Genomic DNA, 24,975 nt, shown 5'->3' with positions numbered 1-24,975 from the left:
CGTCGCGGCTCAGCCCGCGAACACGGCCAGGGGCCTGGCGATCCGGCCCTGCTCCTCCACCAGCGCCAGCAGCTCGCCCGCCGGCCCGAACACGCCGATCGGCCCGTCCCCGAGCCCGGCCGCGGGCAGCCGGCCGCCGTGGCCGATCACGCGCGCCTCCTCGGCGGTCACGTCCCGGCGCGGGAAGGCCGCCGACACCGCCTCGCCGATGGGCAGCACCACGCACTCCTCGGCGAGCTGGTCGATGCTGCGGGCCAGCGACAGGTCATAGGGGCCGACCCGGGTCCGGCGCAGGCTCGTCAGGTGGCCGCCGACGCCGAGCGCGGCCCCGAGGTCGCGGGCCAAAGCCCGGATGTAGGTGCCGCTGGAGCAGGTGACGACCGCGTCGACGTCCACGACGTCGCCGGCAGCCCTGATGTCGAGCACGTCGAAGCCGTACACGGTCACGGGCCGGGCCGCGAGCGCGACCTCCTCGCCGGCGCGGGCCATCTTGTACGCCCGCTGCCCGTTGACCTTGATGGCGCTGACCTGCGGCGGCACCTGCATGATGGCGCCGGTGAGCGCCTCGACGCCCTTGTGCACCTCGGCCGCGCCCACCTGCGCCGCCGACGCCGTGGCCACGGTCTCGCCCTCGGCGTCGTCGGTGTTGGTGGACACGCCCAGCCGGATCGTGGCCTCGTAGACCTTCTCGGTCAGCGCCAGGTGCCCGAGCAGCCGGGTCGCCTTCTCCACCCCGATCACCAGCACGCCCGTGGCCATCGGGTCGAGCGTGCCGGCGTGCCCGACGCGGCGGGTGCCCGCGATGCGCCGCATCTTGGCCACCACGTCGTGCGAGGTCCACTCGCCCGGCTTGTCGACGATGATCAGACCGCTCTCGGCCATCCAGCCTTCCCCAGCTCTCGTCTGAACTTGGCCATGGTCTCCTCCACGCTGTCGTAGGAGGTGAACCCGGCCGCGTTGTGATGTCCGCCGCCGCCCAGCGCGGCGCACACGGCCGCCACGTCGACCCCGCCCTTGGACCTGGTCGACACCTGCCAGTCGCCGTGGTCGTCCTCCTTGAGCACGACCGCGACCTCGGCCTCGTCGGTACGGCGGACGATGTCGATCATGCCCTCGATCTCCGAGTACGGCAGCCCGTACGCGGCCCGGTCGACCCGCGGCACGTACGTCCAGACCATCGAGCCCTCCAGCTGCACCCGGTCGAGCGCCCTGGCCAGCACCTTGAGGTAGCCGAACGGCGAGCGGTCCCACAGCTCGCGGGCGATCTCGTCGGTGTGCAGGCCCGTGGCCACCAGCCGGGACGCCATCCGGTGCACGGCCGGCGTGGTGGAGGCGTACCGGAAGGAGCCCGTGTCGGTCACCAGGCCGGTGTACAGGCAGGTGGCGATGTCCCGGTCGAGGCTGCCGCCGAGCCGGTAGATGAGCTGCTCGGCCAGCATGGCCGTGGCCGCCGCCCGCGGGTCGATGAGGCTGTGCGTGCCGAACCCGGCGTTGGACGGGTGATGGTCGATCACGATGACCTCCTCCGCCCTGGCCGCGTTGGGGCTGAGCAGGCCCAGCCGCTCGAACGTGGAGGAGTCGAAGGTGATCATCAGCGCCGGGGCCTCGGGATAGTCGGCCGGCGGGCACAACATCTCCTGCCCCGGCAGGAACCGCAGGATCCGCGGGACCGCGAAGTACTGGTCACCGAAGGAGGCCACGACCCGCTTGCCGATCGAGCGCAGCACGTAACCGACGGCCAGCATCGAGCCGAGCGCGTCGCCGTCGGGCGACACATGACAGGCCAGGGCGACCTCGTCGACCTGGCCGATGAGCTGGACCGCGCGCTCCCAGGCGGCCTCGGGGATGTCCGTGGCCTCCTGGGAGGGCTGCTCGGCTCGGGCGCGCACGTGCGACGTCACGCCTGGTCGTCCTCACCCTCATCGGGCTTCTTGTAGGGGTCGGCCTCGCCGGCGTAGGCCGCGCCCTCGGCCCGGCGCGCCACCTCGGCGTCCCGCGCCCTGGCGGCGTTGATCAGGTCGTCGAGCTGGCGGGCGCTGTCGGGCAGCGGGTCGTGCCGGAACGTCAGCGTCGGGGTGAAGCGCACGCCGGTCTGGCGGCCCACCTCGGCGCGGATGATGCCCTTGGCGCTCTCCAGGGCGGCCGCGCTGTCGGACCGCTCCGCGTCGGAGCCGAACACCGTGTAGAACACCGTCGCCTCACGCAGGTCGGCCGTGATCCGCGTGTCGGTCACGGTGACGAAGCCCAGGCGCGGGTCCTTGATCCGGCGCTCCAGCATCTCGGCGACGATCTGCTGGATGCGGTCGGCGAGCTTGCGCGCTCGTGCGGCATCCACCATGTTCGCTCCCCCTCACGCACGACCTGGCCGTGCTGTCGTTCAATCTTCGTCGTTGTAGAGGCGCTGTCTGGCTGACAGCAACTCGATCTCAGGGCGGAAGGCCACCATCCGCTCGCAGGCGTCCATCACCTCTTTGCAGTTACCCGCGGAGGCGGAGATCACCGCGACGCCCACCTCGCACCTGCGATGCAGGTCAAGATGACCGGTCTCGGCCACCGCGATGGACGGGTAACGTCGCTGCAGCTCGGCGATCAGAGGCCGGACGACAGAGCGCTTCTGCTTCAGCGAACGCACGTCGCCGAGCAGGATGTCCAGGGTCAGAGCACCCACATACATCGTGTGAAACCACCGCTTGGCCTGGTGGGGTGGAAGCACGACCGGCCCGCTGCGGTGGGAAGGGGGCCCGGGCGTGCGAGAGGCGCCCGGCGGAGGTTCCGCCGGGCGCCCGGCCGCGGGTCAGGCCCGCGGCTTCTCCCGCATCTCGAACGTCTCGATCGTGTCGTCGATCCGGATGTCGTTGTAACCGACACCGATGCCGCACTCGAAGCCCTCGCGGACCTCGGTGGCGTCATCCTTGAAGCGACGCAGGGACGAGACGGTCAGGTTGTCGGCGATGACGACGCCATCGCGGATCACCCTGGCCTTGCTGTTGCGGACGATCGTGCCGGAGCGGACCAGCGAACCGGCGACGTTGCCGATCTTCGGCACCTTGAAGACCTCGCGGACTTCGGCGGTGCCCATCTGGACCTCTTCGAACTCGGGCTTGAGCATGCCCTTGAGCGCCGCCTCGATCTCCTCGATCGCCTGGTAGATGACCGAGTAGTAGCGGATGTCGACGCCCTCGCGCTCGGCCAGGTCGCGCGCCCGAGGCTCGGGGCGCACGTTGAAGCCGATGATGACCGCGTTGTCGTCGGCGACGGCCAGGTTGACGTCGTACTCGGTGATGGCGCCGACCGCGCGGTGCAGGACACGGAGCCTGACCTCGTCGCCGACGTCGATCTTGAGCAGGGCGTCTTCCAGGGCTTCCACCGAACCGGACACGTCACCCTTGATGATGAGCTTGAGCTCGTCGACGCGACCCTTCTCAAGGTCGCTGAACAGCTCTTCGAGGGTGCGGCGACGGCTCGACTTCGCCATGTCGGCGCTGCGCTTGCGCGCCGCGCGCTGCTGGGCGATCTGGCGGGCCATCCGGTCGTCGGTGACGACGATGAAGTTGTCACCGGCGCTCGGCACGGCCGTCAGACCCATGACCAGGACCGGACGGGACGGCGTGGCCTCCTCGACCGGGTCGCCGTTGTCGTCGAGCATCGCGCGGACGCGGCCGAAGGCCTCGCCACACACGATCGAGTCGCCCACGCGCAGCGTGCCGCGCTGGACCAGGACGGTCGCGACGGGGCCGCGGCCCTTGTCGAGGTGCGCCTCGATCGCGATGCCCTGGGCGTCCATCGTCGGGTTGGCCCGCAGGTCGAGCTCGGCGTCGGCGGTGAGCAGGATCGCCTCGAGGAGGTTGTCGATGCCCGTGCCGTTCTTCGCCGAGATGTCGACGAACAGGGTCGAGCCGCCGTACTCCTCGGCGACCAGGCCGTACTCGGTGAGCTGGGCGCGGACCTTGTTGGGGTCGGCACCCTCCTTGTCGACCTTGTTCACCGCGACCACGACCGGCACGTCGGCCGCCTGGGCGTGGTTGAGCGCCTCGATCGTCTGCGGCTTCACACCGTCGTCGGCCGCGACCACCAGCACCGCGATGTCGGTGGACTTGGCGCCTCGGGCACGCATGGCGGTGAACGCCTCGTGACCCGGGGTGTCGATGAAGGTGACCTTGCGGTCTTCGCCCTCGTGCGTCGTGGCGACTTGGTAGGCACCGATGTGCTGGGTGATGCCACCCGCCTCGCGCGCCACCACGTTGGTCTTGCGGATGGCGTCGAGCAGCTTGGTCTTACCGTGGTCGACGTGACCCATGACGGTCACGACCGGCGGACGCGCGGCCAGGTCGGCCTCGTCGCCCTCGTCCTCGCCGAACTCGATGTCGAAGGCCTCGAGAAGCTCGCGGTCCTCCTCCTCCGGGCTGACGACCTGGATGTTGTAGTCGAGCTCCGCGCCGAGGAGCTGCAACGTCTCCTCGTTGACCGACTGGGTCGCGGTCACCATCTCGCCGAGGTGCAGCATGATCTGCACGAGCGAGGCGGGGTTCGCGCCGATGCGGTCGGCGAAGTCGGACAGCGACGCGCCGCGCGGCAGGCGGATCGTCGCGCCGTTGCCGCGAGCGACCTGCACACCGCCGATCGCCGGCGCCGACATGTTGTCGAACTCCTGGCGCCTCTGACGCTTGCTCTTACGACCACGCGCGGGACGGCCGCCGGGACGCCCGAACGCGCCCGCCGTGCCACCGCCGCGACCACGGCCGCCGCCACCCGGGCGACCGCCGAAGCCACCGCCGCCGCCACCGGGACCACCGGTGCCGGTACGGGGACCGGCGCCGCCGCCACCGGGACGACCGGCGAAGCCGCCGCCGCCACCAGGACGACCGCCGCCACCGCCGGGACGGCCACCGCCGCCACCGCCGCCGGGACGACCGCCACCGCCGCCGCCACCGGGACGCGGGCCACCGCCCGGACCGGCAGGACGACCCTGCGGCATCATCATCGGGTTGGGACGCGGCCCACCGGGACGCGGACCACCGGCGCCGGGACCCGGACGCGGACCGGCCGCACCGGGCGGACCGGGACGCGGACCCGCGGGACGCGGACCGGCCTCGCCGCCGCCACCGGGACGCGGCGGACGCGGCATCGCGCCGTCACGCGGCGGACCCTCACGACGCTCGCGCTGACCGGGGCCACCGCCGTCGCGGTTGCCGCCGGGACGCGGCGGACGGGACTGGCCCATGCCACTGGCGTTGGACGAGAACGGGTTGTTACCCGGACGCGGGCCACGCGGACCCGGCTTGGGACCGGGACCAGGACGCGGGCCGCCGCCTGCGGGCGCACCCGGACGCGGAGCCTGCTGCTGGCCGCCGCCACCACCGGAAGGCTGCCCGGGACGCGGCGCCGGACCGGGCTTGGGACCCGGACGGGCGGCGGGACCCGGACGCGGCCCCGGAGTCGGACGGGCGGGCGCGCCGGAACCGGCCGCGCTCTCGAAGCGGGCCTGCGGAGCCCCGGAGGTCTCGCCGCGCGCCGCCTCGGGCTGCTGCTGCGGCTGGTGGGGCATCGGCACCGGCGGACGCGGCTGCGCGCCGCCCGCGGGGCCGGGACGCGGGCCGGGCCTCGGGGCCGGGCCTGGACGCGGAGTAATAGGGGTCGGCGCCTCCGCGGCGCCGTTGCCGGCCTGGTGTTCTGCCGGACGGGGCGCAGCCTTGGGCGGCTGCGGCCTGTTGGACGACGAACCGCCGCCCCTGGAGGGCCCACCCTTCGATGCGCCCAGAGCTTCGGTGAGCCTGCGGACCACCGGCGCCTCGATGGTCGAGGACGCCGATCGGACGAACTCCCCCATCTCTTGGAGCTTGGCCATGACGACCTTGCTCTCTACGCCGAACTCCTTAGCGAGCTCGTATACCCGGACCTTCGCCACTGCACTCCCTTACTCGGCCCGGGAGGCTGGCTGTGCCGTCCGGACCGTCGTTAACTTGACGTCTTCATCGCCGCGTGCTCATCAGGCGCTCATAGCAATCTGACTCCGCCCATCAACTCGGCGTCCTACATGACATTTCGTGATTCCTCCTCCAGGTGTGCCCGCACACGCGAGCTGTCAAGCGGTCCCGGCACGCGGAACGCGCGCGGGAACGCTCGGCGACGCTCGGCGAGCTCCAGACAGCTCAAGGACGGATGCAGCGATGCACCGCGGCCAGAAAGCCGTCCTCGCAGATCAGGGACCAGATGGTCCTCGATCCGCACCAGGCGGAGCAGCTCGGACTTTGCCGTGCGAACCCTGCAGCCCACACAGGTGCGCTGTGGGGCCGCGTGGCCACCATATTCCAGCTTACCGTGTTGACGCATCTACGGAACCGGCGGCATCCTCGGCTTGTGTGTCAGGCCGGATGTCAATACGCCATCCGGTGAGCCTTGCGGCAAGCCGGGCGTTCTGCCCTTCCTTGCCGATGGCCAGCGAAAGCTGGTAGTCGGGGACCGTCACCCGTGCGACCCGTCCTTCGAGATCGAGAACCTCGACATGGGAAACACGGGCCGGTGACAGCGCATTCCCGACGAACTCGCCCGGATCCTCGGACCAGTCGATGATGTCGATCTTCTCGCCGTGCAACTCGGTCATCACGTTGCGGACGCGCGAGCCCATCGGGCCGATGCAGGCGCCCTTGGCGTTGACGCCCGGCTTGCGCGAGCGGACCGCGATCTTCGTGCGGTGGCCGGCCTCGCGGGCCACCGCGGCGATCTCCACGGTGCCGTCGGCGATCTCGGGCACCTCCAGCGCGAAGAGCTTCTTGACCAGGCCGGGGTGGGTGCGCGACAACGTCACCGACGGCCCCTTGTGGCCCTTCTTCACCTGCACCACGTAGGCGCGGATGCGCTCGCCGTGCACGTAGTCCTCGCCCGGGACCTGCTCGGCGTGCGGCAGCACGGCCTCGATCTTGCCGAGGTCGACCAGCACCACGCGCGGGTCCTTGCCCTGCTGGATCACGCCCGAGACCAGCTCGCCCTCGCGGCTGGCGAACTCGCCGAAGTTGATCTCGTCCTCGGCGTCGCGGAGCTGCTGCAGGATGACCTGCTTGGCGGTGGTCGCGGCGATCCGGCTGAAGTTGCCCGGAGTGTCGTCGAACTCCCTGACGACGTCGCCCTCGTCGTCGAGCTCGGCCGCCCAGATCGTGACGTGGCCGCTGCCGCGGTCGAGCTCGGCGCGCGCCTTGGGCGCCGCCCCCTCGGTGCGGAAGTAGGCGATCAGCAGCGCGTCCTCGATCGCCTTGACGACCAGGTCGAAGGAGATGTCCTTCTCCCGCTCCAGGCTGCGCAGGACGCTCATGTCGATGTCCACGAGGCTTCCCCCTTAGCCTTCGTCGCCGTCGACGTCGTCGGTGTCGTCGATCCGGCGGAACTCCACCTGCACCCGGCCTCGGGTCAGGTCCTGGTAATCAAGCCGGCGGGCGGAGCCGGCGACGTCGAGGTCGACGCCGCTCTCGTCCGCCGCCAGAACACGGCCCTCCACCACGGTGCCGTCTCTCATCTCGGCCTTCACCAGCCGCTTGGCGGCACGGCGCCAGTGGCGCGGCTCGGTGAGCGGGCGGTCGACGCCCGGAGAGGAGACCTCAAGGGTGTAGGCGGCCTGCCCCATCACGTCGTCCTCGTCGAGCGCCGTGGAGACGGCCTGGCTCACGTCGGCGATGTCGTCGAGGCTCACGCCGCCGTCGCGATCGACGATCACGCGCAGCAACCGCCTCTTGCCCGCCTGGGTGACCGTGACGTCCTCCAGATCGAGGCCCTCCGCGCCGACCACAGGCTCCAGGAGCTTCATCAGGTGGTCGCGGGGTGATGCGCTGCCCATATCGACCTCCCCTATTGTCATGTCTCAGCCGGGCGGACCTCGCCACTGGCTCTCCGCCGTCTGGCTGCGCAGCCAGCGACGACAGTTGACACCCTATCTGTACGGAGGCACGGGGAGAGCGCCACTCGTCGTGGTCGAGTGGCGGGTCGAGTGGCGGGGCGAGCGGCGGGGCGTCACCTGACGGCGTTCCCGGGCACCAGCCCGTACGATGCTATCTGCGTCCGCAGTCACCTGGAGCCGTCGCCGTCGGCGCCCCGGTCACTGGGGTCCCTCGTCACCGGGTCCGTAGTCACCGGAGGTCCAAGCCCGTGCGCCCGCGTCACCTCTCCAGGCGAGCCGTGCTGGCGGGCGGAGCGGCCGCCCTGACGGCCTGCAGCGCCTCGGGCCCCGCCGGGCCCGCGGCCCCGGCGCCCGACTCGCCCGAGACCGTCCTGCTGCGGCAGGTGGTCGCCGACAAGGAGCGCACGGTCGCCCTTTACTCGGCGCTGATCGCGGGCGGCGCCGACTCCTTGGAGCCCTTCCGCGCCCGGCACCAGGCGCACCTGGCCGAGCTGCGCAAGTACCTGCCCGCGGGCCCGCCGCCCGTCTCCTCGCCCGCCGTCTCCTCGCCCGCCGTCTCCTCGCCCGCCGTCTCCTCGCCCGCATCGCCGGGCGCGTCGCCCGGCGCCACGCCGTCGCAGTCCCCCAGGCCCACGCTGTCACGGCTGCGGGACGTCGAGCGCCGGGCCGCGGCGCAGCGGCCCCGTCAGCTCGCCGGCCTGTCGCCCGGCGTGGCCCAGCTCCTCGCCAGCATCGGGGCGTGCGAGGCGGTCCACGCCGTGTCGCTGCCCAAGTCGTCGTGAACGGGATCGGGATGATGGGGATCGGGATGAACAGCGCCCTGACGGACGGGGACGACGTCGGGAAGCTGCGCAAGGCTCTGGCCGCCGAGCACGCCGCCGTGTTCGCCTACGGGCTCCTGGGGGCGCGCACGACCGGCTCCCTGCGGGACCTGACCGGCGCCGCGTACGAGGCCCACCGGGCCCGCCGCGACCAGCTGCGCAACCTGATCGTCGGCCGCGGGGGCCGGCCGAGCGAGTCGGAGCCCTCCTACGCGCTGCCGTACGTGCCCACGGGCGCCGCGCAGGCCGCCCGGCTGGCCGTGCAGGTGGAGAACGGCGTCACGGCCGCCTATCTGGAGCTGGCCGCCGCCGGCGACCCCGCGCTGCGCAAGTACGCCGCCCTGGCCATGCAGGAGTCGGCGACCCGCGCCTACGCCTTCCAGCCGGCGCCGCCCGCGGCCTTCCCCGGCATGCCGGGCAGCACTCCGCCCCCCACGCCGCCTCCCACGCCGGCCCCGTCCCGCTCCGGCGGCTGACGACACCACGAACGGGCCGGCGCCCGAAGCGGAAGCCGGGACAGCGGCCCGGCCCCGCCACAGGAGCCGGGACAGCGGCCCGGTCTCATCACGACAGCCGGGACAGCGGCCCGACCCCCGCACGGGAGCCGGGACCGCGGATCGGCCCGCGGGGGTGGGTCAGCGGCAGGCGGCCAGGATGCGGGGGGCGGCCTCGGCGAGGGGGATCTCCTCCTTGACGCCGGTCACCCGGTCGCGCAGCTCGATGACGCCCTGCGACAGCCCGCGCCCGATCACCACGATCGTGGGCACGCCCAGCAGCTCGGCGTCCTTGAACTTGACGCCCGGCGAGACCTGGGCGCGGTCGTCGACGAGCACCCGCAGCCCCTGCGCCTCCAGCTCGCCGGCCAGCTCGAGGGCCGCCTCGACCTGGTTCTCCTTGCCGGTGCCGACGATGTGCACGTCGGCGGGCGCGACCTCGCGCGGCCACACCAGGCCGAGCTGGTCGTGGGCCTGCTCGGCGATGACGGCCACGGCCCGCGAGACGCCGATGCCGTAGGAGCCCATGGTGATGCGGACGGGCTTGCCGTCGGGGCCGAGGGCGTCGAGGCCGGCGGCGTCGGCGTACTTGCGGCCGAGCTGGAAGATGTGGCCGATCTCGATGCCGCGGTCGATGGACAGCGGGGAGCCGCAGCGGGGGCAGGGGTCGCCGGCGCGCACCTCGGCGGCCTCGATCGTGCCGTCGGGGACGAAGTCGCGCCCGGCGACCACGTCGACGGCGTGCTTGCCGGGCTCGTTGGCGCCGGTGACCCAGGAGCTGCCGGTGACGACGCGGGGGTCGACGAGGTAGCGGATGCCGAGCTCGCGCAGGATCTGCGGGCCGATGTAGCCGCGGACGAGGCCGGGGTGGGCGGCGAAGTCGGCGGCCTCGAAGATGGCGGGCTCGCCGGGCGCGAGCGCGGCCTCCAGGCGCTTGAAGTCGACCTCGCGGTCGCCGGGCACGCCGACGATCAGCGTCTCGACCTTGTCGGAGCCGGGGGTGGTGACCTTGACGACGACGTTCTTCAGCGTGTCGGCGGCGGTGACGGACAGGCCGTGGCGCTCGTTGACGTAGGACACCAGGGACTCGATGGTCGGGGTGTCGGGCGTGTCGAGGACCCGCATCGGCGCGGCGCCGTCGAGGTCGCGGGCGGGCGGCGCGGTGGTGGTGACGGCCTCGGCGTTGGCCGCGTAGCCGCAGGAGTGGCAGGCGACGAACGTGTCCTCGCCGGTGGGGGTCGGCGCCAGGAACTCCTCGGAGGCCGAGCCGCCCATCGCGCCCGAGGTGGCGAACACGATCTTGTACTGGATGCCGAGCCGGTCGAACGTGCGGATGTAGGTCTCGCGGTGCTGCTCGTAGGAGCGCTTGAGGCCGTCGTCGTCGAGGTCGAAGGAGTAGGAGTCCTTCATGAGGAACTCGCGGCCGCGCAGGATGCCGGCCCTGGGCCTGGCTTCGTCGCGGTATTTGGTCTGGATCTGGTAGAGCGTGACCGGGTAGTCCTTGTACGAGGAGTATTCGCCCTTGACCATGTCGGTGAAGAGCTCCTCGTGCGTGGGGCCGAGGAGGTAGTCGGCGCCCTTGCGGTCCTGGAGCCGGAACAGGGTGTCGCCGTATTCGGTCCAGCGGCCGGTGGCCTCGTAGTACTCGCGGGGCAGCAGGGCGGGGAAGAGCACCTCCTGGCCGCCCATCCGGTTCATCTCCTCGCGGACGATCCTGGTGACGTTCTCCAGCACCAGCTTGCCGAGGGGCAGCCACGAGTAGATGCCGGGGGCCACGCGACGGACGTAGCCGGCGCGGACGAGGAGCTTGTGGCTCGGCACTTCCGCGTCTGCCGGGTCGTCCCGCAGGGTGCGAAGAAACAACGACGACATGCGCAGCAACACGGCTACTCCTTGCTCGGGCCTGGATCTGAAGGATTACAGGCTATCGACTCGGGGAGCCGCGCCGCGCGGCGTTAATCGGGCGCGGGTCCTGATCGGCCGGATCGCCGGGTTCGCGGCCGGTACGCCGGCTCAGGCCGACAGGGGCAGCCAGCCGCCCACGAAGACGCCCAGGCACAGGGTGAACAGGCCGGCGACGACGGCCGAGACAGCCAGGGCGCGCACGCGGGCCCGCCGGTTCCTGCGCATCACCACGACCAGGGCCACGGCCAGCAGCGCGACCACCGTGGCGGGCCCGGGCCAGAACGACTGCTCGCTGTCGATGAAGCCGGGGGTCGCCCGGTCGACGACGTCGGCGATCAGCAGGGCGCCGATCGCGCCCGCGGCCAGGTCGCCCCAGCGGTCCCGCCTGCGGGTGACGTAGGCGAGCAGGCCGAGGCCGACGAGCAGGCCGACCGTCCAGTTCAGCCCGGCGACGCCGCCGCCGATGACGTCGAAGCCGTCCACACCGCGCAGCGCGCCCGCGCCCATGGCCGCGACCACGGTGGACACGGCCGCCAGGAACGTGGTCAGCAGCGCCCAGCCGAACCCCGACGCGGTGGCGCCCACGACCAGCGCGAGAGTCAGGTAGGCGTACGGGTCGTAGAGCTGGCCGAACCATTCCGGGCCCTTGCCGGCGGTGAACATGCCGACGAGGCCGACGGCCAGTCCTGCCAGGAAGGCCGCCAGCACATGGCGTTCCATGCGGCGCAGACGCCGGTCGCATTCGGCGAAGTCGGCGTACTCGATGGCGGTGTGGTTCATCTTCATTCCCTGGTCAATCCCACCCCCGGAAATGTCTAGGGATGACCGCATCCAGATTATGTATCCATCCACAAAAGGCAAATTTCGGTCATCCGTATCTAAGGCAAGCAATCGCTTGGTTTACGATGCTCGGATGACCCTCTCCGATGAGCTCGGCGCCGTCGTCCGCGCCTACCTCGCCGACCGGCCGGACGCGACCTGGCAGGCGTTCGCGCGGGACGTGGGCGCGGCGGGGCTGCTCGTGCCCGACCGGTACGGCGGCGCGGGCTGCGGCCCGGCCGAGGCGGCGGCCGTGGCCGAGGAGCTGGGCCGGGCGCTGTCACCCCACCCGTTCCTGCAGTCGGCCGTGCTGGCCGTCGGGGCGCTGATGGCCGACGGGGACGAGGAGGCGCGGGCCCGGCTGCTGCCGGAGCTGGCCTCGGGGGCGGCGACCGCGACCGTCGTGCTGCCGGGCGACGGGGAGCTGGCGCTGGCCGACGACCGGCTCTCGGGCACGGTGCCGTACGCGCTGGACGGCGAGATCGTGCTGGTCTACACCGGCGAGCACCTCGTGGAGGCCGCGCCGACGCGACGGACGGCGTACCCGACCATGGACGAGACCCGCCTCCTGACCTCCCTGGCCTTCGACCGCGCACCCATACGACGGCTGGGCCCGGGGACGTCCTGGGCCCGCGTACGCGACCTCGGGATCGCGGCCCTGGCGGCCGAGCAGACCGGCGGCGCGGCGCGCTGCCTGGAGATGGCCACCGAGTACGCGCGCTCGCGGCGGCAGTTCGGCCGGCCGATCGGCTCGTTCCAGGCGATCAAGCACAAGCTGGCCGACGTGCTGCTGCTCGTGGAGTCGGCCCGCTCGGCGGCACGGGCCGCGGCGGAGGCGGCGTCGGGACCGGAGACGGAGGTCTTCGCCGCCGTCGCCGGGTCGTACTGCGCGGAGGCCTACCTGACGGCGGCGGGCGAGAACATCCAGGTGCACGGCGGGATCGGGGTGACCTGGGAGCATCCGGCGCACCGGTACCTCAAGCGGGCCACGTCCGACGCCCAGCTCCTGTGCCCGCCGCGGACGCACCGCGCCCGCCTGGCCGCGCACGTCTTCGGCGAGGCGTGAGGCGGCTCAGCCGCCGAGCAGCTCCTCCCACGGGTGGCGGGTGTTGGTGCGGCGGGTGGTGTCGAGGGCCTCGGCCAGCCGCCACAACCCCGGTCGCGCGCGCACCCGCGCCCGGCCCATGGGGTCGATCGCGCGCAGCTCGAAGCGCACCCCCAGCACCTCCAGCACCGCCGAGCCCGCGCCCGCGGGGCCGGCGGCCGTGAGCGGCGCGCCGCCCGCGTCGCCGACCTGGCCGGCGAGCAGCGCGGCCACCTCCGAGGCGTACGGCCCGTCGCGCCACTCGATGTGCCAGCTCCGGTCGGCGCCGCGCCACCACGTCAGGTCGCGGCACGACTCGATGACGTCGGCCTCGGTCGCGAGGGCGGCCATGACCCGGCCGAAAGCCTCGTAACCGCGCGCGTCGGGGAGCGAGGGACCGTCGTCGCCATGGTCGTGGCCATGGTCGTGGAACGTGCCGTCCTTCGACCGCCGCAGCGCGTGCTTTCGCCTCACGAGCAACCACTCTGATCGGCGGCGCGCCCTTCCCGCAAGTGTTCGGCCCTGATACGCTCTACCAAGCGAGCGCTTGGTTCACTACTTTCGCCGGAGGCGCGATGACGTCCCTACGGATCAGCCTGGGGTACGAACTGGAGGTCCGCGGCCGCACCCGCGGGGTCGAACGACAGGCGTTCCAGAACGTGATCGAGCAGGTCGTCCTCGGCGATCGGCTGGGGTTCGACACGGCCTGGTTCGTCGAGCACCACTTCACCAGGGGCTTCTCCCACTCCTCCGCCCCCGACCTGGTCCTCGCGGCCATCTCGCAGCGCACCGAGCGCATCCACCTCGGGCTCGGCGTGGTGCTGCTGCCGTTCCAGTCGCCCATCCGCACCGCCGAGCGGGTCGCCACCCTCGACGTGCTGAGCGGCGGCCGGGTGGAGTTCGGCACCGGACGCGGCGCCTCCCCCCTGGAGTACCAGGCCTTCCAGCGGCCGTTCGAGAAGTCGCGGCAGATCTGGGAGGACTCGCTGGAGGCCACCCTCGCCATCTGGCGCGCCGACGGCGAGCCGATCAGCAGGTCGAACGAGTTCTTCGAGATCCCCGACGTGGCCGTCTACCCGCGTCCGGTCCAGGAGCCGCACCCGCCCGTGTGGGTGGCCTCCACCTCGCTGGAGGGCTACCTGGCCGCCGCCCGGCACGGCTACAACCTGCTGGGCATGACGATGCTCAAGGGCATCGACGACGTCGCCGCCGACATCGCGAAATACCGGGAGTGCCTGGCCGAGAGCGGTTTCGACCCCGCCTCCCGGCGCGTGGCGCTGATGATCCCCTGGTTCGCCGCCCCCACCCGGGACGAGGCCACCGCCACCGCCGCCGACGCCGTCCTGTGGTACATCCGCCGTCAGGTCAACCTGGTCACCCCGCCCGACTACTACGACGCCCGGCACGCCACCCACCGCGTGCTGGGCCAGCTCGCCGCCGGGATGCCGCCGGAGGAGGCGATGGCCACCCTGCGCGAGCACCTCATGGTCGTGGTGGACGACGTCGAGGGCTCGCGCAAGGCCCTGGCCAGGATCGCCGAGGCCGGCGCCACGGACCTGATCATCCAGGCGCAGGTCGGCGGGCTGGCCCACGAGCGGGTCTGCGAGTCGATGACGCTGTTCATGAACGAGGTGGCCCGTTGACCGCCGCCCGCTGGCTGACCCGCGACGACCTCGCCTCGGCCGCACGCTCCGCCGAAGGGCTGCTGCTCGCGGCGCCCGACCTGTCCAGCGTGTTCCCGCTCGGCCCCGAGGACGCCGCCGTCGCGACCGGGCTCACCGCGGCGGCGCTGCGCGCGGCCGGGGTCGGCGGGCGCGACCGGGTCGTGGTGGCGCTCGCCGAGCCCGCGGGCGCGTTGTGGGCCGCCGCCGCCGCGCAGGTCGCGCGGGCCGCCGCCGCCGTCGGGCCGCGCGGCCGCCTGCGCCTGCACCACGCGCTGACCGCGCTCGGCGCGACCACGCTGGTCAGCACCCCGACGGGGGCGATGGACCTGCTGGCCCGCCTGCACCTGGAGTTCCTCCTCGACCCGCTCGACCTCGGGCTCGACCACATCGTCCTGACCGGCGAGATCGCCTCCAGGCGCACGATGGGACATCTGGCCGGCGAGTTCGGCTGCGCGGTCACCGAAGTGCTCGCCAGCCCGTTCGGCGGGGCCGCGCTCGCGTTCAGGGCCGCCGAGGACGCGCCGCTCACGCCGCTCGCGGACGGCGTGCTGGGCCTGGCCTCGCTGACCAAGGACGACCTGGCCGGCCCGCAGGACGCGCTGGCGGAGCTGGTCCTCACTCCGTCCGGGCACTCCACGCTGGGCGACGCCGTGCTCAGGACCGGCCTGGTGGCCAGGGCCGGCGGCTCAGGGCTGCCCGCGCCCGCGCACACCGTAGGCGACCACGTGCTGGTCAGGGGCGTGTGGCTGGCGTTGCCGCGGGTCGAGAAGGCGCTGTCGAAGATCGACGGCGTGACCGGCTGGGAGCTGTCGGTCGAACGCCAGGGCACCCTGGACGCCGCCGCCCTGACCGTCTCGTTCGGCCGGGAGAGCCTGGTCAGGAACCCGATGTGGCGGTCACGGATCGAGCAGGCCGTGCGCGCCCTGACCCCGATCTCGATCGACGTGCGCATCGCCCAGGACGTCCAGGAGACCCCCGTGCCCGGCACGGTGGACGACCGGCGCGGCCACCATCTCGGCCGGGACAGGGCCCTCGTCAGCTAGCGCGACGGAGTAGCCGATGGCATCGATGCCCGACTGGGGGACGCTCCCCCGCATGCTGCGCGACCAGGCCGCACGCCATCCGGACACCGTCGCGGTCGTCGAGGGCGGCGCGCGCGTCACGCTGTCGGAGCTCAGGACGGGGGCCGCCGAGGTGGCCCGCGGGCTGATCGCCCTCGGCGTGGAACCCGGCGACCGGGTGGCGATCTGGGGCCCGAACTCGGCGTCGTGGGTGCGGCACGCGTTCGGCGTCTGGGACGCGGGGGCCGTCCTCGTGCCGTTGTCGTCGCGGTACAAGGGCATCGAGGCGGCCGGGCTGATCGGCCGGACCGGGGTGAAGGTCGTCATCGTCGGCGATCCGCCGCTCGCCGGCCTGCTGCCGCCCATGGACGCCCGGGTCGCCGTGCGCGCGGCCGGCAGCCTGGAGGCGGGCGGGGTGAGCGGACGGGCGGTCGAGGAACGGGCGCTGGCGGTCGGGCCCGGCGACCTGTGCGAGATCGTGTCCACGTCCGGCACCACGGGCACGCCGAAGGGCGTGATGCTCGACCACGCCCAGGTCCTGCGCGGCTACTGGGACTGGGCGGAGATCGTCACGCTGGACGAGCACGACCGCTATCCGGTGATCGCGCCGTTCAACCACGGGTTCGGGCTGAACGCCGGGCTCGTCGCGTGCGTGCTGCGGCGGGCCACGATGTTGCCGATCCCGGTGTTCTCGCCGGACGCCCTGATGTCGCTGATCTCCGCGGAGAAGGTGACGATCCTGGCCGGGCCGCCCACCCTGTTCGCCCGGATCCTGGACGAGCTGGACCGCGCCGACTGGGACGTCTCCTCCCTGCGGGTGGCCATCTGCGGGGCCGCCTCCGTGCCTGCCACGCTGATCACCCGGCTGGCCGAGCGGGTCGGCCTGGAACGGATGATCAACGCGTACGGGCTGATGGAGGGCACGGTCGTGTCCATGACACGGGCCGGCGACCCCATCGACGTGATCGCGAACACCACCGGCAGGGCCGTCCCGGGCATCGAGGTCAAGATCGTGGACGACGACGGCAAGGAGGTCCCGCCCGGCCGGCGCGGCGAGATCCTGCAACGCGGCTACGGCGTCATGCGCGGCTACTGGGACGAGCCCGCCAGGACGGCCGAGGTGATCGACGCCGACGGCTGGCTGCACACCGGCGACGTCGGCGTGCTGGACGAGGCGGGCAACCTCGCCATCGTGGACAGGAAGAAGGAGCTCTACATCGTCAACGGGTTCAACGTCTCCCCCGCCGAGGTCGAGGCGCTCCTGCTGCGCGAGGGCTCGCTGGCCCAGGCCGCCGTGGTCGGCGTGCCCGACCCGGTCTCCGGCGAGGCCGGCGTGGCGTACGTGGTGCCCCGCCCGGACGCGCGCGTCACCGCCGGCGCGCTGCTGGCCTGGGCGAAGGCCAACATGTCCAACTACAAGGTGCCCAAGCGCGTCGAGGTGGTGGACGCGCTGCCCGTCAACGTCAACGGCAAGGTCGACAAGCTCGCTCTGCGCGCGCGGGCCGTCGCCGGATAGCGGCGTTTCAGGGGCTGCCATGCGGGGTCCCGTGAGCGAGAATCCGGTTGGAGGGGTATTCACGGGAGACGGGTTCACCCGCGGGCGACCGGGGATACATCGAGCACACGGGCCGGTTGCACCTCTTGGGACGCGTCCTCCGCGTCGCACCTTCACCGGCATGAGGAGGCAGCGTGGCGTTGCACGTGGCGGTCATCGGGTCGGGCCCGGCCGGGATCTACACGGCCGAGGCGCTGGTCAAGCAGTCGGCCGGGCCTGTGCTGGTCGACGTCCTGGAACGGCTGCCCACGCCGTACGGGCTGGTCAGGTACGGCGTGGCGCCCGACCACACCTCGATCAAGTCGATCGCGAACTACCTGCGCAGGGTCCTCGAACTGCCCCAGGTGCGCTTCCTCGGCGGCGTCACGCTGGGCGACCACGTCTCCGTCGCGGACCTGCTCGGCGTCTACGACGCGGTCGTCTACTGCACGGGCGCGATGGTCGACCGGCGGCTCGGCATCCCCGGCGAGGACCTGCCGGGCAGCGTGGCGGCCACCGACTTCGTCAACTGGTACTGCGGTCACCCCGACGTCGATCCCGGCCGTTTCACCCTGGACAGCTCCGAGGTCGCGGTGATCGGCGTCGGCAACGTGGCCGTCGACGTCGTCCGCGTGCTGGCCAAGACCGCCGAGGAGCTGCGACACACCGACGTGCCCCACGACGTCCTCGACCGGCTGAGCCAGAGCCAGGTCAAGGCGATCCACATGGTCGGCAGGCGCGGGCCCGAGCACGCCAAGTTCACCCTGAAGGAGCTGCGCGAGCTCGGCGAGCTGGCCAACGCCGACGTATGCGTGCGCCCCGACGAGGCGGCCGTGCTCGGCGCCGACTTCCCGCGCCAGGTCCAGGGCAACATCAAGGTCCTGCAGTCGTGGGCCGGTCGCGAGCCCGTGGGCCGGCCGCGCCGCCTCGACGTGCGTTTCTGGCTGCGGCCGGTGGAGATCCTGGGCGCCGACCGGGTCGAGGGGCTCCGGCTCGAACGCACCCGCCTGTCGGAGGAGGGCCGCGTGGTCGGCACCGGCGAGTACGAGACGCTGCCCGTCGGCATGGTGCTGCGCTCGGTCGGCTACCAGAGCGTCCCGCTGCCCGGCGTGCCGTTCTCCGAGCGGACCATGACCGTGCCCAACGAGGCGGGCCGGGTGCGTCCGCGCGAGTACGTGGCGGGCTGGCTCAAACGCGGGCCGACCGGCGTCATCGGCACCAACAAGTCCGACGCCGCCGAGACGGTCCGCACGCTGCTGGCCGACCTGGAGGGCGGGTCGCCGGAGGGCGGTGCGCCCGCGTCGCGGCCGACGGTCGAGTCGCTGCTGGCCGAGCGGGGCGTGCGGCCGGTCACCTACGACGACTGGCTGGCCATCGAACGGGCCGAGGGCGAGCTGGCCAGGTCGCTCGGCCGGGGCGAACGCGTCAAACTGGTCGGCGTCGACACCATGCTCCGCGCCTGCGCCCACCGGGAATGAGCCCGTACGTGCACGACGAGCCCGTGCCCGGCTTCGCCGAGGTTCACGCGGCGCAGCAGGCTCGGTACCCCATGGCCGAGCCGGGCTGGCAGCCGGTCCACACCGTCTACGTGCCGGCCGACCGGTTCTCCGCCTCGACCGTCGCCGAGTGGGGCGGGCGGGCGCTGTCGCTGGCCGAGGCCCATCTGGAGGCGTTCGCACCGGACATGCGCGACCGGGTGCTCGGCAAGCTGGCCCGCGAGCCGGTCGAGGACCTGCGGATCGACTTCGAGGACGGCTACGGCGTGCGCCCGCCCGAGGAGGAGGACGGGCACGCCGAGCGGGCCGCGCGGGCCGTGGCCGCCCTGCACGCCGCCGGGACCCTGCCGCGGCGGTGGGGGCTGCGGGTGAAGTCGTTCGCCGACGGCGACCCGGCGAGGTCGGTGCGCACGCTCGGCGGCTTCCTGGCCGCGGTGCTGGAGCGGGCGGGCGAGCTGCCGGCGGGGTTCACGGTGACGTTCCCGAAGGTGCTGATGGAGGAGTACCTCGGGCAGTTCGCGGGCGTGCTGGAACGGCTGGAGGCGCGGCTCGGCCTGGCCGGACTGCGCTTCGAGATGCAGGTGGAGGCTCCCCAGACGCTGTCCTTCCTGCGGGCCGAGCTGCCCGGGACGCTCGGCGGGCGGCTGGCCGCGGCGCACTTCGGCGTGTTCGACTACACCGCCGCCATCGGCCTGCCGCCGCACGAGCAGCGGCTCGACCATCCGGCCTGCGACCACGCCAGGCACGTGATGCAGACGGCGTTCGCGGGCACGGGCGTCGAGCTGTCCGACGGCTCGCTGGCCGCCGGGCCCGCCTCCGACCGGGCGGACGACGTCCACGCCCTGTGGGGCAGGCACGCCCGGCTGGTCGGCCACTCCCTGGCCCATGGCTTCCACCAGGGCTGGGACATGCATCCGGCGCAGCTCGTCAGCAGGTTCGCCACCGTCTACGCCTTCCACCTGGCCCATTACGACTCCTACCGGGAGCGCGTACGGGCCTGGGAGGAGCGGCGGGCGGCCGGGGGCGGCGTCATGGACGAGCCGGCCACCGTCAGGACGCTGGCCGCCGCCCTCCGCCGCGCCGACGCGGCCCTGTCCCTCCGAGCCGGGCGGCCCGGGGATCCCTGAGGGCTCAGTCGCGCTCGACCAGGGAGCGCCACTGCCGGACCAGCCGCCACTCGACGGGGTCCGTCCAGCTCGCCCGTACGGCCGAGCCCACGTGGAAGGCGCGGATGCCGTACTCCAGCAGGTCGGGCACGTGCGCGGGCTTGAGCCCGCCGCCGGCCAGGATGATCGACCCGTCGCCGGCCTCGGCCCTGGACCTGAGCGTGGACAGCCCTGCGCCGACGCCCTGGGGGGAGCCGGAGGTGAGCACGGTGGCCAGGTTGGGCAGCAGCCGCACGGCCCGCCAGGACGCCTGCACGTCGGCGGCGTGGTCGACCGCGCGGTGGAAGGTCCACGGGAGCGGCGAGACGGCGTGGATGAGCGCCTCGGTGGCCGCCAGGTCGACCACGCCGGCGCCGTCCAGGAAGCCGAACACGAACCCGGCCGCGCCGGCCTGCGCGAGCGCCTTGGCGTCGCGGCGCAGCCGGTCCAGGACCTCGGGGTCGGCGGTGAAGTTGGCCGCGCAGCGGAGCATCACCATCTGGGGCAGGGGGCACTCCGCGGCGATCGCGGCGACCGTCTCCGGTGCAGGGGTGAGCCCGTCGGCCGCCATGTCGGCGACGACCTCCAGGCGGTCGGCGCCGCCCTGCTCGGCGGCCACGGCGTCGCGCACATTGAGCGCGATCACCTCAAGGAGGGATCCGGTCATGGCAAAGAGGTTATATGGCGCTCTGTCCACTTGCGCCGGAAACGCACGTGCCCATCGGGGCCGCTGCGGTACATGCCGGCGAGGTGACCTGCCGCCTGGCGCGAGACGGCGCGCGACCACCGGCCGGACCCGGCCGCCTTCCGGACCGGATCCGGCCAGAGGGGTTCGCTAGGCGCTGATCAGCTCCGCGACCGTCAGGTCACGGAAGGCCGTCGTGGTCAGGTCGCGCGACGGCCGCTGGAACAGGGCCCCGGACGAGCGGTGCGGCAGGTCCACCGTGCGGACGTGCCGGAAGCCGCGCATGCGGTAGTACTCCTGCAGCCGCGGGTTGGCCTTGGCGCAGTCGAGCCGGAGCCAGGGCAGCCCGGCGGAACGGGCCGCGGAGCAGGCCCAGTCGAGGAGCGCGTCGCCGAGCCCGCTGCCGGACCACGGCCTGGCCACGGCCAGCTTGTGGACGTAGAGCGCGGCCCCCGGGTCGTCGGCCGGGGTCCAGAACTCCGGGTCGGCGTTGCCGTCGAGGGCGATGGTCGCCACGGGCGGGGCCTGGACGTCGGGGTCGAGATAGCGCAGTTCGTCGTCGAGCAGGTACAGGACCCGCTCCTCGATGAGCGGCTCGATCCGCTCGGGGCCGAATCCCTGCCGCGGCCACTGCCGCACTCCCTGGGTGTGCAGCCACTCGGCGGTGTCCGCGAGAAGCCGGAGCACGCCGGGAAGGTCCGAGGGCTCCGCGCGCCGGAGTGCGAGGGGGTGAAGGAGGGTGTTTGTGTGCATAATACAGCCCTTCGATGCGTTGGGTGCCCGTGCCGACACACAGCGTGATGACGCAATGTCGCGCAGGGGCGATATGGGTCCTCAACCCGATATATATGGATAAATGGCGATTTAGGGGAGTATGCACGACTCCCCTAGGCCAGCGAGGCGGCTTTCTCGCTGCGCCCGGCCGGCGGGATCACCCCTTCAACCGAGCCCGTCAGCGGCGACGATCGAGCTCGTATCTGATCAGATGTTTGTCGGCGGGCAGCACCGACACAGCGACACGCACTGGCATGTCGGCCCCGTCGTATCCGACTCGGACGTAGACCATGACTGGCGTGCCGAGTTCGAGTTGGAGGCGCTCGGCCTCCTCCTGGTTGGGCATGCGGGCCCAGATGTCGTCGACGACGCGTATCTGCGCGTGCCCGAGTTCTTCCAGAACCCTGTTCGCCCCGCGCGCGATGTCTCCGGGCCTGGCGATCTCGGAGTCGGCGACCAGATCACGGGGAAAGTAGGAGTCGTTGGTGTTGTACGGCTGGCCGTCGACGAACCGCAGGCGGCGACGCACGACCGCCAGCTCTCCGTCGGCCAGTTCCAGCCTGCTGGCGATCTCCTCGACGGGAGAAACCGTCAGCACTTCAATGTACTGGCTCGGCGCCCGGCCTTCCTGCGCAACGGCGTAGGCGAAGGCCTCCTTCAGTTCACCGGTGGGCTGCGGCTCCAGCTCGCGCTGCGGGTAGATGAGCAGCGGCCTGCGGTCGCGGACCACCGTGCCGCGCCTCGGCGTGCGCGTGACCAGCCCCTCGTTGACGAGCTCCCCGAGAGCCAGCCTGACGGTGTTCCTGCTCACCCCGTGGTCTTCCATGAGCTGTGCCTCGGTCGGCAGCTGCGCCCCGGGGCCGAGGACACCCGAGTAGATGGCTCGACGCAATTCCGCCGCCACCTGCTGATACAGCACCGACCTTGCCACTTTCACCCCTTTTGTTCCAACAATTTAGACGATCTGGTTCTAGCAGGCCACAACCCCTTGACCGAAGCCCCTCGACCGGCCCATCATCCATTCGTTGGTACAAATCCATCTAAAGGCCGGTGAGGGGGTGGAGGCCAAGTGTTGCCGGTTCACTCGGACACGCCGTTCCTGCCCTGGCAGGACCCCCGCGAAGCAACTCGTTTACTGCGTTACGCGTTGCGCCGCGACGGGTTCTCCCACAAGCACCAGAGCAACGAAAAGGCATTGTCCGTGCTCTCGGTGTCGACCGAACTGACCGTGTGGTGCATAGACGGATCCTTTGTCTGGAACGAGGAGGGTGGCGCCCCCGTCACGCACCCCATCGATGACCCTGTCGGTGCGGCTCGACGCAGCACCGTTCGTCACCGGCGGCACGTGCCTTCGCACACCCCCACCGACTCCGTGCGCGAACTCGCGGCCTAGGACTCCATCCCTCGCCGGAGTCCTGGCGTCGCCGCGCACGGGGCAGGAAGCGCGTCCTGGCGGGTCCCCCACGCCCGCCAGGACGCGCCTTCCTCCGAGAGGGACCTGTCTTGCGCCGCCGTACCGCCCCCGTGCCCGGAGGGCTGCGCGCCGTCCGACGCGGGCCCGGGCCGGCGGCAGGGGTCAGCGGTCGTGACCTCGGTGTCACGTCTGTCGCCGAGTCGCTACCGCACACGTACGCCGCCACGTCCGGGTCGCCTCCATGGTTGACGCCTCAGCTTCATCATCAACCCTCACGGGCCAACCTGTAGGCACCTTCGCAATGGTGGGACTGGTGGGATTTTCCGGTACGAATCGAAAGTCCGGATCTGGACCGATCAGCGGGAGGATGTGCGCTCGGGCGAATGGGCATCCGCGTCCCCGTCCAGGGGCTCCCAGTCGAGCAGGGTCAGCCGGTCGTCGACGCGCGTGCGCACCCCTCGTACGCGCTGGCCGGGCAGCGGCTCGGGCGCGGCGCCGCGCCAGTTCCCGTGCACCAGGCAGCCGGGCACGGCGTCCAGCCGGACCATCACCACGACGTACGGCTCCCCCGCCCCCGGCAGGAAGGCCCGGCGGTTGACGATCCAGCTCTCGACCACGCCCTCGGCCGGCACCGGCAGCCACCGCCACGCCTCGCCCCGGCAGGACGGGCAGAAGGCCCGCGCCGGGAAGCGCGCGGTGCCGCAGCCGTCGCAGCGCTGCACCGCGAACCCCTCGCGCGCCAGGCGCTCCCACCACTCGGCGGAGTCGCGGTCGGGCTCGGGGCGGGGACCGTAGGGCATGGGTCACGACCTCCTGAGGATCAGCGCGGAGGTGGCGGGCAGGATGTAGCCGGGCTGGGCGGTCGAGAGCGCCACCTCGGCGCCGGGCACCTGCCGGTCGCCGGCCTCGCCCCTGAGCTGGGCGACCGCCTCGGCGACGTGGTTGACGCCGTGCACGTACCCCTCCGACAGGAAGCCGCCGTGGGTGTTCACGGGCAGCTCGCCGTCCGGGGCCGTGGCGCCCGACTCCACGTACGGGCCGCCCTCGCCCTTGGCGCAGAAGCCGTAGTCCTCCAGCTGCACGATCACCGAGTAGGTGAAGCAGTCGTAGATCTCGGCCACGTCCACGTCGCCGGGGCCGAGGCCGGCCTGCGCGTACAGGCGCGGGGCCAGGGCGGCGGCCGCGGTCACCGTGGGATCGGCCGGGCCCGTGCCCGACAGGTGGGACGTGCCGCCGCCCCAGGCCGCCGCCGAGATCAGGACGGGGTGGCGGCGCAGGTCGCGGGCGCGTTCGGCGGTGGTGACGACGAGGGCGCAGGCGCCGTCGGTCTCCAGGCAGCAGTCCAGGAGGCGGAACGGCTCGGCGATCCACCTGCCGGCCAGGTAGTCCTCCAGCGTGATCGGGGTGCGCATGAGGGCCCGCGGGTTCTTGACCGCGTTGGCGCGCTGGGTGACCGCGACGCGGCCGAAGTGCTCGGGCCTGGTGCCGTACCGCAGCATGTGGGCGCGGGCGTACATGGCGTACTGCTGCGGCGGGGCGACGTAGCCGTACGGGGCCTGGTACTGGACCTCGGGGCTGACCGGCACCCCACGCCCAGTGCCGCCCATGCGGAACTCGGAACGGGCGTTGATCGCGCGGTAGCAGACGACGGTCTCGGCCATCCCGGTGGCCACGGCCAGGGCGGCCTGGCCGACGACGGCGTGCGAGACGCTGCCGCCGCCGAACTGGTCGAGGTGCCAGGCGAGGTCGGGCAGACCGAGGGCGGGGGCCACCAGGGAGGGCGGGGCCGAGTCGCCGACGCGGTGGGTGGCCAGGCCGTCCACGGCGTCCGGGGGCAGGCCGGCGTCGTCGAGGGCGGCCAGGACGGCCCGGCAGGCCAGGGTGAGGGTGCTGACGCCCGAGTTCTTGGTGAAGGGGGTGTAGCCGATCCCCGCGATGGCGGTCACATCCCGAAAATCAAGCAAGCGCTTGGGCACATAGATCACGCTATGCCCACCCTTTTCCCCATGTCAACCGCGAACGACCCGGCCGCCGGAAGGCGGGCGGCAGCCGCAGCGGGCTGCGGGCGGCTTGACAGGCTTTCCGGAACGAGCCTAGTGTCCAAGCAAGCGCTTGGTATGTATGATGGGCGCAGTCGGTGACGAGGAGGCGGACCCCATGAGCACACACGCTGCCCGGCTCATCGCGCCGGACG

At 72.5% G+C, this 24,975-nt stretch carries 25 protein-coding genes; 9 read left to right on the top strand and 16 right to left on the bottom strand.

Annotated elements, in window-relative coordinates:
• Positions 1–9: 9 nt before the first annotated feature.
• From truB to rimP, 8 genes are all read right to left on the bottom strand, one after another.
• Positions 10–882: a tRNA pseudouridine(55) synthase TruB gene (gene truB / locus AB0J71_RS17810; protein WP_364415001.1), complete on the bottom strand. Its 873-nt coding sequence runs from the start codon at positions 880–882 to the stop codon at positions 10–12.
• The gene (locus AB0J71_RS17805) at positions 864–1,901 is read right to left on the bottom strand and encodes a bifunctional oligoribonuclease/PAP phosphatase NrnA (RefSeq protein ID WP_352365331.1); all 1,038 of its coding nucleotides are present in this window, start codon (positions 1,899–1,901) and stop codon (positions 864–866) included. The genes truB and AB0J71_RS17805 overlap by 19 nt, the downstream gene beginning before the upstream one ends.
• Entirely contained in the window at positions 1,898–2,338 is a 441-nt protein-coding gene (rbfA, locus tag AB0J71_RS17800; protein ID WP_352320726.1) for a 30S ribosome-binding factor RbfA, read from the bottom strand. Before rbfA ends, AB0J71_RS17805 begins: the two co-directional genes overlap by 4 nt.
• Before the next feature lie 39 nt (positions 2,339–2,377).
• On the bottom strand, positions 2,378–2,674 hold the full coding sequence (locus AB0J71_RS17795) for a DUF503 domain-containing protein (protein WP_352320823.1): 297 nt from the start codon (positions 2,672–2,674) through the stop codon (positions 2,378–2,380).
• 120 nt (positions 2,675–2,794) lie between these two features.
• Positions 2,795–5,905, bottom strand: a complete 3,111-nt coding sequence (infB, locus tag AB0J71_RS17790) for a translation initiation factor IF-2 (RefSeq protein WP_352319850.1) — start codon at positions 5,903–5,905, stop codon at positions 2,795–2,797.
• A gap of 125 nt (positions 5,906–6,030) precedes the next feature.
• Positions 6,031–6,330 carry a YlxR family protein gene (locus AB0J71_RS17785; RefSeq protein WP_352319852.1) on the bottom strand — a complete coding sequence of 100 codons (300 nt, stop codon included), beginning with the start codon at positions 6,328–6,330 and terminating at the stop codon, positions 6,031–6,033.
• Complete coding sequence (gene nusA, locus AB0J71_RS17780) at positions 6,314–7,318, bottom strand: transcription termination factor NusA (protein ID WP_352319854.1); 1,005 nt, start codon at positions 7,316–7,318, stop codon at positions 6,314–6,316. The genes AB0J71_RS17785 and nusA overlap by 17 nt, the downstream gene beginning before the upstream one ends.
• 12 nt (positions 7,319–7,330) lie before the next feature.
• Positions 7,331–7,825 carry a ribosome maturation factor RimP gene (rimP, locus tag AB0J71_RS17775; RefSeq protein WP_352319856.1) on the bottom strand — a complete coding sequence of 165 codons (495 nt, stop codon included), beginning with the start codon at positions 7,823–7,825 and terminating at the stop codon, positions 7,331–7,333.
• A 308-nt stretch (positions 7,826–8,133) separates the two neighbouring features.
• Here rimP and AB0J71_RS17770 point away from each other — a divergent pair, with 308 nt between their 5' ends.
• Positions 8,134–8,667, top strand: coding sequence for a hypothetical protein (locus AB0J71_RS17770; RefSeq protein WP_364414999.1), 534 nt, complete (start codon positions 8,134–8,136; stop codon positions 8,665–8,667).
• Between the two features lie 26 nt (positions 8,668–8,693).
• Entirely contained in the window at positions 8,694–9,182 is a 489-nt protein-coding gene (locus tag AB0J71_RS17765) for a ferritin-like domain-containing protein (RefSeq protein WP_364414997.1), read from the top strand.
• Positions 9,183–9,341: 159 nt separating this feature from the next.
• On the opposite strand, the gene AB0J71_RS17760 is transcribed toward AB0J71_RS17765, so the two are convergent.
• Together AB0J71_RS17760 and AB0J71_RS17755 are read right to left on the bottom strand one after the other, a co-directional pair.
• Positions 9,342–11,084, bottom strand: coding sequence for a proline--tRNA ligase (locus AB0J71_RS17760; RefSeq protein WP_352319862.1), 1,743 nt, complete (start codon positions 11,082–11,084; stop codon positions 9,342–9,344).
• Positions 11,085–11,213: 129 nt separating this feature from the next.
• A complete protein-coding gene (locus AB0J71_RS17755) occupies positions 11,214–11,885 on the bottom strand; it encodes a hypothetical protein (RefSeq protein ID WP_364414995.1) in 672 nt (223 codons plus the stop codon).
• 133 nt (positions 11,886–12,018) lie between these two features.
• On the opposite strand from AB0J71_RS17755, the gene AB0J71_RS17750 reads away from it, so the two are divergent.
• Positions 12,019–12,990: an acyl-CoA dehydrogenase family protein gene (locus tag AB0J71_RS17750; protein ID WP_364414993.1), complete on the top strand. Its 972-nt coding sequence runs from the start codon at positions 12,019–12,021 to the stop codon at positions 12,988–12,990.
• Between the two features lie 6 nt (positions 12,991–12,996).
• On the opposite strand, the gene AB0J71_RS17745 is transcribed toward AB0J71_RS17750, so the two are convergent.
• Positions 12,997–13,482, bottom strand: a complete 486-nt coding sequence (locus tag AB0J71_RS17745; protein ID WP_364414991.1) for a hypothetical protein — start codon at positions 13,480–13,482, stop codon at positions 12,997–12,999.
• 101 nt (positions 13,483–13,583) lie between these two features.
• Here AB0J71_RS17745 and AB0J71_RS17740 point away from each other — a divergent pair, with 101 nt between their 5' ends.
• From AB0J71_RS17740 to AB0J71_RS17720, 5 genes are all read left to right on the top strand, one after another.
• Positions 13,584–14,651 (top strand): LLM class flavin-dependent oxidoreductase, encoded by a 1,068-nt coding sequence (locus AB0J71_RS17740; protein ID WP_352319869.1) that lies wholly within the window; start codon positions 13,584–13,586, stop codon positions 14,649–14,651.
• The gene (locus tag AB0J71_RS17735) at positions 14,648–15,715 is read left to right on the top strand and encodes a hypothetical protein (RefSeq protein ID WP_364414989.1); all 1,068 of its coding nucleotides are present in this window, start codon (positions 14,648–14,650) and stop codon (positions 15,713–15,715) included. The genes AB0J71_RS17740 and AB0J71_RS17735 overlap by 4 nt, the downstream gene beginning before the upstream one ends.
• A gap of 16 nt (positions 15,716–15,731) precedes the next feature.
• A complete protein-coding gene (locus AB0J71_RS17730) occupies positions 15,732–17,249 on the top strand; it encodes an AMP-binding protein (protein WP_364414987.1) in 1,518 nt (505 codons plus the stop codon).
• A gap of 173 nt (positions 17,250–17,422) precedes the next feature.
• Positions 17,423–18,745, top strand: coding sequence for an FAD-dependent oxidoreductase (locus AB0J71_RS17725; RefSeq protein ID WP_352319875.1), 1,323 nt, complete (start codon positions 17,423–17,425; stop codon positions 18,743–18,745).
• An 8-nt stretch (positions 18,746–18,753) separates the two neighbouring features.
• Positions 18,754–19,890, top strand: coding sequence for an aldolase (locus AB0J71_RS17720; RefSeq protein WP_364414985.1), 1,137 nt, complete (start codon positions 18,754–18,756; stop codon positions 19,888–19,890).
• Positions 19,891–19,894: 4 nt separating this feature from the next.
• Here AB0J71_RS17720 and AB0J71_RS17715 read toward each other — a convergent pair whose 3' ends face one another.
• The 3 genes from AB0J71_RS17715 to AB0J71_RS17705 form a co-directional block, all read right to left on the bottom strand.
• Positions 19,895–20,575, bottom strand: a complete 681-nt coding sequence (locus AB0J71_RS17715; RefSeq protein ID WP_364414983.1) for a copper homeostasis protein CutC — start codon at positions 20,573–20,575, stop codon at positions 19,895–19,897.
• Positions 20,576–20,743: 168 nt separating this feature from the next.
• A complete protein-coding gene (locus tag AB0J71_RS17710; protein ID WP_352319881.1) occupies positions 20,744–21,280 on the bottom strand; it encodes a GNAT family N-acetyltransferase in 537 nt (178 codons plus the stop codon).
• 265 nt (positions 21,281–21,545) lie between these two features.
• A complete protein-coding gene (locus AB0J71_RS17705; RefSeq protein WP_352319883.1) occupies positions 21,546–22,298 on the bottom strand; it encodes a GntR family transcriptional regulator in 753 nt (250 codons plus the stop codon).
• Positions 22,299–22,436: 138 nt separating this feature from the next.
• Between AB0J71_RS17705 and AB0J71_RS17700 the strand changes: the two genes are divergently transcribed.
• A complete protein-coding gene (locus AB0J71_RS17700; protein WP_352319885.1) occupies positions 22,437–22,760 on the top strand; it encodes a hypothetical protein in 324 nt (107 codons plus the stop codon).
• A gap of 377 nt (positions 22,761–23,137) precedes the next feature.
• Here AB0J71_RS17700 and AB0J71_RS17695 read toward each other — a convergent pair whose 3' ends face one another.
• Both AB0J71_RS17695 and AB0J71_RS17690 read right to left on the bottom strand, forming a co-directional pair.
• Positions 23,138–23,581 carry an OB-fold domain-containing protein gene (locus AB0J71_RS17695; RefSeq protein WP_352319887.1) on the bottom strand — a complete coding sequence of 148 codons (444 nt, stop codon included), beginning with the start codon at positions 23,579–23,581 and terminating at the stop codon, positions 23,138–23,140.
• Between the two features lie 3 nt (positions 23,582–23,584).
• Positions 23,585–24,745 carry an acetyl-CoA acetyltransferase gene (locus AB0J71_RS17690; RefSeq protein WP_364415077.1) on the bottom strand — a complete coding sequence of 387 codons (1,161 nt, stop codon included), beginning with the start codon at positions 24,743–24,745 and terminating at the stop codon, positions 23,585–23,587.
• Positions 24,746–24,975: the final 230 nt, after the last annotated feature.

The organism is Nonomuraea sp. NPDC049637 (genome assembly GCF_040675235.1).
Lineage (GTDB): Bacteria > Actinomycetota > Actinomycetes > Streptosporangiales > Streptosporangiaceae > Nonomuraea.
The sequence above is the reverse complement of the archived record's forward strand: the minus strand, read 5'-3'. Positions and strand labels throughout refer to the sequence as shown.